This window comes from Actinomadura rugatobispora (assembly GCF_042656285.1).
Taxonomy (GTDB): domain Bacteria; phylum Actinomycetota; class Actinomycetes; order Streptosporangiales; family Streptosporangiaceae; genus Spirillospora; species Spirillospora rugatobispora.
Map to the genome: position 1 here is coordinate 66,777 of NZ_JBHSON010000056.1, position 6,180 is coordinate 72,956.

At 70.0% G+C, this 6,180-nt stretch carries 7 protein-coding genes and 1 pseudogene; 4 read left to right on the top strand and 4 right to left on the bottom strand.

Features of this window, described 5'->3' with window-relative positions; genetic code table 11:
* Positions 1–26: 26 nt before the first annotated feature.
* The 4 genes from ACFPZN_RS34000 to ACFPZN_RS34015 are packed head-to-tail and all read left to right on the top strand — an operon-like array spanning position 27 to position 2,926.
* Positions 27–1,277, top strand: coding sequence for an aromatic ring-hydroxylating oxygenase subunit alpha (locus ACFPZN_RS34000; protein WP_378286414.1), 1,251 nt, complete (start codon positions 27–29; stop codon positions 1,275–1,277).
* Positions 1,270–1,803, top strand: a complete 534-nt coding sequence (locus tag ACFPZN_RS34005) for a nuclear transport factor 2 family protein (protein WP_378286415.1) — start codon at positions 1,270–1,272, stop codon at positions 1,801–1,803. The genes ACFPZN_RS34000 and ACFPZN_RS34005 overlap by 8 nt, the downstream gene beginning before the upstream one ends.
* Before the next feature lie 26 nt (positions 1,804–1,829).
* Positions 1,830–2,147: a hypothetical protein gene (locus ACFPZN_RS34010; RefSeq protein WP_378286416.1), complete on the top strand. Its 318-nt coding sequence runs from the start codon at positions 1,830–1,832 to the stop codon at positions 2,145–2,147.
* Entirely contained in the window at positions 2,144–2,926 is a 783-nt protein-coding gene (locus ACFPZN_RS34015) for a hypothetical protein (RefSeq protein ID WP_378286417.1), read from the top strand. The genes ACFPZN_RS34010 and ACFPZN_RS34015 overlap by 4 nt, the downstream gene beginning before the upstream one ends.
* 613 nt (positions 2,927–3,539) lie before the next feature.
* On the opposite strand, the gene ACFPZN_RS34020 is transcribed toward ACFPZN_RS34015, so the two are convergent.
* From ACFPZN_RS34020 to ACFPZN_RS34035, 4 genes and pseudogenes are all read right to left on the bottom strand, one after another.
* On the bottom strand, positions 3,540–4,472 hold the full coding sequence (locus tag ACFPZN_RS34020; RefSeq protein ID WP_378286418.1) for an LLM class F420-dependent oxidoreductase: 933 nt from the start codon (positions 4,470–4,472) through the stop codon (positions 3,540–3,542).
* Between the two features lie 3 nt (positions 4,473–4,475).
* Positions 4,476–5,504, bottom strand: coding sequence for an LLM class flavin-dependent oxidoreductase (locus ACFPZN_RS34025; RefSeq protein WP_378286419.1), 1,029 nt, complete (start codon positions 5,502–5,504; stop codon positions 4,476–4,478).
* A 2-nt stretch (positions 5,505–5,506) separates the two neighbouring features.
* Complete coding sequence (locus tag ACFPZN_RS34030) at positions 5,507–5,809, bottom strand: DUF1330 domain-containing protein (RefSeq protein WP_378286420.1); 303 nt, start codon at positions 5,807–5,809, stop codon at positions 5,507–5,509.
* 169 nt (positions 5,810–5,978) lie between these two features.
* A pseudogene (locus ACFPZN_RS34035) lies at positions 5,979–6,180 on the bottom strand (hypothetical protein); the annotation flags it as partial.

A 6,180-nucleotide genomic window follows, 5' to 3' on the forward strand; every position in this document is an offset into this window, starting at 1 on the left:
TTGGATACAAGATCCCGAGGAGAACCATGAGTCGCATCGCGCGCCTGGAACCACACGTGATCGCGGAGGCCCGTCGGATCCTGTCCGACGTCGACCACGTCACCGACCCCGTCGCCACCGCCCGGCTGCTGCCCGCCGAGGTCTACACCAGCCAGGCCTTCTGGCAGTTCGAGAAGGAGGCCGTCTTCTCCCGGGAGTGGCTGTGCGTCGGCCACGTGGGCGAGGTGCCGGAGCCGGGCGACCAGCTCCCGATGACCATCATCGGCGAGCCGATCGTCCTGCTGCGCGACACGGCGGGCGGCATCCGGGTGATGTCGGCGGTCTGCCGGCACCGCGGCCACCCGATCTTCGGCGGCCTGGCGGCGGAGCGGCGGGAGGCCGAGGGGAAGTCACTGACCTGCGTCTCGTCCACCCGGATGGTCTGCCCCTACCACAACTGGCAGTTCACGCTGGACGGCAAGCTGGTCGCGGCACCCTCGATGACCGCGACCGTTCCGGTGAAGCGGCTGCGCGAAACCATCCGCCTGCCCCAGATCCGGCACGAGATCTTCCACGGACTGGTCTTCATCAACTTCGACGACGACGCCGCACCGCTCGCGCCGACCCTCGCGAAGATGGACGAGGAACTGCGCACGTTCGGCATCCCGGAGCTGGTGCCGCTCAAGCCGGTCGAGTTCAAGGACCAGAAGTGGAACTGGAAGATCCATCACGACAACGCCCTTGAGCCGTACCACACCAGCTATGTGCACCGGGGCGTCCACGAGGCGGCGCCGGCGAAGAACGCCCGCTTCATCACCTTCGACGAAGGCGACGGGCAGGTCATGCACCCGACCTACCTGCTCGACGAGAACGCCGGGCTGGCCAGCACCGACGGCAGGCGCACCACGCAGATCATCCCGGGCCTGGGCGAGGAGCAGCGCAGGCGGGTGATGTTCGCCTCCATCCCGCCGATGCTGTTCTCCATCCTCCAGCCGACGTTCGTGCAGCTGGCCTTCATCCACCCGAACGGCCCGGGCTCGATGAACCTGCGCCGGGTGAACCTCTACCCGAAGAGCGCGGTCGAGGAGCCGGGCTTCCACGAGGCCTACGAGAAGTTCATGGAGCGCAAGGCCCTGGCCATCCACCAGGACGCCGTCACCACCGCCGCCGTCCAGGAGGGCCTGAACTCCCGCTACGCGCCCCGCGGCCCCCTCTCCTGGATGGAATCCAATATCCCGCAGCTCAACACCTGGCTGCTGACCCGCTACCAGAAGGCTCTGGAGGAGCTCGATGACTGACCTCGCCGCGGACACCGACGTGGGCGCCCTGGTCGCGGCCCTGGCCGCCAGGGTCGACGTCCTGGAGTCGGAGAAGGCCATCGAACAGCTGATGGTCGGCTACATGGCCGCGACCGACGCCGAGTCCGGCAAGGGCCGGAAGGTCGCAGCGCTCTTCACCGAGGACGGCTCCTGGGAGAGCGTCGGCCCGCACGGCAACCCGGGCTGGGCCGCGACCGGCCACGAGGCACTGATCAAGAAGTTCGACCGGAACGTCGAGCGCATGCCGTTCTCCGCGCACTTCGTCACCAACACGGCGATCCAGGTGGGCGTGGACGGCGATCCGGACAAGGCCACCGGCCGGTTCATGTACTTCCAGGCCTGCACCTACCGCGGTGACCAGCCGCTGTGGATCGCGGGCAAGTACGACAACGACTTCCGCCGCGTCAACGGCATGTGGCTCCTCTCGTACATGCGGGTGCACAACTTCTTCACCACCCCGTTCGACCAGGGCTGGGTGAAGGTTCCGCACATGCAGACCCCGTAGACAAGCAGAACCTGGAGAGAACAGACGTGCTCACCTACCGCCACCAGATCATGCGGAACCTGAAGTTCGGCACCCTGCCCCGCTTCACCGAGCTGCAGAAGAAGAAGAACGAGCTACTGGCCGGGGCCGGGCTGACCCCGTACGACATCTGGGCGCCGGCCTTCGGCGGGCTGCACCACCTGGTGCTGGAGGCCCGCTTCGAGTCGATGGCCGCGTTCGAGGCCGAGCACCTGGCGCAGAAGAAGATCGAGGGCATGGCCACGCTGAACGCCGAACAGCTCGAGTGCGTCATCGAGGGCACGGCCCAGGACCGGCTGCAGCGACTGGGCCTCCCCGCTCGATGAGCACGTTCGACGGTGCCCCGGCGCCGCAACACCCGGCCGGGGCCACCACGCTGCCCGGCTTCCCGCCGGGTGCGGCGCTCAAGGAGCAGCCCTGGTACACCTGGCACGCTCCGTACGACGAGATCCGCTCGGTGCAGACCGACCGGCTCGGCGCCGTACAGGAGATCATCTCCACGGTGCTCGACGCCGCCCCGCCACACCGGCTGAAGGCGGTCAGCATCTGCTCAGGTCAGGCCCGTGACCTGCTGCCGGTGCTGATCAGCCATCCCCGCGGGCACGACCTGGCGGTGCGGATGATCGAACTTGAGCCGCTGAACGCCTCGTTCCTGTACGGCGCCATCGGCAGTACAGACCTCCAGGACGTCGAGGTGATCGTGGCCGACGCCGGGTCGACCGACGCCTACCTGGGCGCCGTGCCGGCCGACATGCTGCTGATCAGCGGGCCGTTCGCGAGCATCGGCCAGGACGACACGCTCCGCACGGTGCGTATGCTCCCCCGGCTCTGCGCACCGGGCGCGGTCGTGGTCTGGTCCACCTACGGCGCCGGGCTGGCCGCCCTGGACCCGCTGCTCAAAGCCCTCGGCGCGGCCGGCTTCACCGAGCTGTCCCTGGTCAAGCCGGGTTCCTTGAGCAGAACCCAGCCGGTCAGCGTGACCGCCACCGGCGACCCGGACCTGGACGGCGAGCTCTTCGAGGGCGGTGAGTTCGCCGCCGGCGCACACCGCTTCGACGGTGAACCGCTGAAACTCCTCATGGGCGAGCGGATGTTCACCTACTGATCCCGAGACGTCCGGCGCCGGGCGGCGCTGGGCGGGCGCCCGTCCTGCGGGAGGACGGGCGCCCGCCGGTGTCGTGGCCGGCGGCTCAGGTGCCGGTGGCGGGTCTGTACGGTTTTCGACACTCCCCATGGCGATCGGCGCCAAAGTGGGCATGGCATAGATCCAGCATGAAGACACCGCAGCAACTACGTGGGCGGGGTGACCGCGAAGAACGGCTCAAGCATCTCGTCCGGTCGGGGCCGATCCCGTTGCCATCGCCGAGGCTGCAGGCCACCGCTGGCCGAGCAGCGAACGGGATGAGCGATGGGCTCCTGGACACAAGCCCCCGTATGTTCCTGCAAGAGGCCCGGCCAAGGGGACGCCCGGCCATTCGTGGGCGGCAGGTCCGCGCGTACGGCGCCGACGCCTTGGCCGGCACCGCAGCCGCTATGGCCGACGCCGGGCCCGCGGAAACCCCCAGGGACTCCTCCGCCTCGACCCCGCCCGAGGGCACGGAGAGCCCCTGATCAAGGTTGTGACCGCCGATGATCCCCCGCTTGACGATGCCTGGCGCCCGGTGAAGCGACGGCGGGGATCAGGTACGTCGGTCAAGACCGGCCCGAGACCGATGCGATCATGGACGGCGCGCAGTCGAGCAGAGAGCGGGGGCGAGGCGGCGCCACTGCTGGCGCGGGAAGGCGCTCGGGTCGGCGGTGAGGACCTGTACGCAGACATGGTCCGCACCGGCGGCATGGTGCTCGTCCACCCTGCGCTTGATGGCCTCCTCGTCTCCCCAGGCAATCAGGGCGTCGAAAAGGCGGTCGCTCACCTTCTCCAGGTCTTCGTGCAGGAAGCCCAGGCGCACCAGGTTGTAGGCGTAGCTCGGCAGGGCGAGATAGCGCCGCAGCCACTCGGTTCCTATCGCGCGGGCCTCGTCCGCGTTCGAAGTCAGGATCACCGTCTGCTCCGGGATCACGAGTGGACCCTCGCCCAGAGCCTGGCGAGCCCGTCTGGTGTGCGTGGGCGTGACGAGGTAGGTGTGGATTCCGCGGGCGCGCTTGGCGGCGGTCTCGATCATCTTGGGGCCGAGGGCGGCGAGGACCCGGGTCTCAGCGGGTACCGGCCGGGTGGTGCGGTCCAGGTCGTCCAGGAAGGCCGCCATCGTGGCCAGGGGTTTGCCATAGGGGCCGGACCCGGCGGTTTCGACCCGGGACGGGTGGCTCACCCCGATGCCCATCAGGAACCGGTCTCCATGGGCGGCGGACAGGGTCGCGTGGCCGGCGGCGGCATCGGCGGGGTCGTGCATCCAGAGGTTGAGGACTCCGGTCGCGACGATCGTCTGGCGGGTCGCGGTCAGCAGGCGGCCGGCGGTGTCGAAGACCGGTCCGCCGGCATCAGGGATCCACAGGGCCCGGAATCCCAGATCCTCGAGTTCGGCGGCCGCGTCCGCGGACTCGGCCTGGTCGCCGTAACGCAGATGGGTGCTCCAGACACCGACTCCGGACAGGTCCATGAACTCCTCTTTCGTCGAGCGCACGATCGGGCGTTGTACGGGCGCTTCGCCCACCGGTCAGGGGACGGGCAGCCCTGACCGTCGGGGAGCCGGGTTCGCCTGCGGCCGGTGGGCGGCTGCGAAGGCGCGCAGTTCCCGGGCCACGTCGGGGCCGGTGGGCGTGTAGATGACCTCGTGGAAGCCGGCGGCGCCGAGCCGTGTCAGTTTCCTGCCGATGCTCGCCGCGTCGCCGACCATGGTGGTGATGTCGATGTGCTCCAGGAGCGGGCGGTCGCGGGCGGGGAGGTGCGTGACGTGGCCTTCGAAGGTCAGCAGGTGGCGCTCACCTTCTGGCGCGAGGGCCTCGAGTTCTTCGCGCCAGGCGCGGCCGCCGGGCATGGCGTCCACCGCCTCCGCTCCGCCCCTGGCGTAGGCGTTGTGCCAGTCCACGACCCGCCACGGTCCGACCGCCTGCCGGACCCGGTCGGACGCGGGGTCCTCGCCCGGGTCGAGGACGGTGCCGTTGATGATCGTCGCGGTGGGGAGGGCGGGGTGCGGAGGTCCGATGAGCCCGTCGGCCACCTCGCCGGCCAGCGCGGTGCCTCGCGGGCCGAAGGCGCTGAGCCACAGTGGCACGTCGATCGGACGGGGCGCGGCCAGGCCGTCGGCGTGCAGCATCCGGACGCGGCCGCCGTCCACGGTGGCGGTCTCCCCGGCCAGCAGCCGGCGGAGGGCGGTGACGTAGCCGGCGAGCGCGTCCAGTGTCATGGGGCGCTGCCCCACCGCCAGGCGGGCGGTGAAACCGGTGCCGAAACACGCCCGGAAGCGTCCGTCGGAGAGGCGGGCGATGGCGGCGATCGCTGAGGCCATGGCCATCACCGACCGCTGACCGGGGATGAGCACGGCGGTGCTGAGCCCGATGCGGGTGGTGCGTTCCGCGGCGAGGGCGAGATGGACGAAGGGGTCCTCCCACAGCGGCGCCGAGTCGTAGATCCACACCCTGGCGTAGCCGAGGTCCTCGGCCAGCACGGCGAGATCGGCGAAGTCCGGCCCCGGTGGGAGCCCGCAGGACAGTTCCGGCCCGGTCGTGTCGGTGCTCGTCGTCATGGTCACGCGGGCCTTTCGAAGCCGGAGAGGATGACGAGGTTGCAGTCGGCCGCGGCCAGGCGGAGCGGCAGGGCCTCCTGGTAGGACTCCGATCCGTACCAGGCGTGAGCCGCCTCGACCGACTCGAACTCCAGGACGACCGTCCGGTTCCCGTGCCATTCCCCTTCCAGGGTCAGCGGCTCCGTATCGACCGCCAGGACGCGGGCACGGGACTCGATCAGCGGTGGCGCCGACTTCCGGCCGTACTCCTCCATCGCCGCCTGGTCCTTGATGGCTTCGGTCAAGATGACATATCCCTTGGGCATCGGCTCTCCTTAGTGTTCCGGCCTGCGGTCACTCCACTGCGATGGCACGTTCGGGGCACTGGGAGGCGGCGGTTCTCACCGCTTCGTGGGGCACCTCGGTCGAAGACCTCGGGGCTCACCGCGAAGCAGACCCCGTGCCCGCGGCGGTTGTCCTCGTCGGTCGAGACCTTCATCGGGGGAGGGTCAACTCCAGGTGCAGGCGGGTCAGGCCGCGCAGGATGTAGGTGGGGATGTAGCGGTAGCGGCGCTCGCCGGCCGGGCCGTGCACGCGCTCGGAGATCCTGATGTCGGTCGTGCGGTCCAGCAGCCGCTCGATGGCGACCCGGGCCTCGGCGCGGGCCAGGGGCGCGCCGGGGCAGGTGTGGATGCCC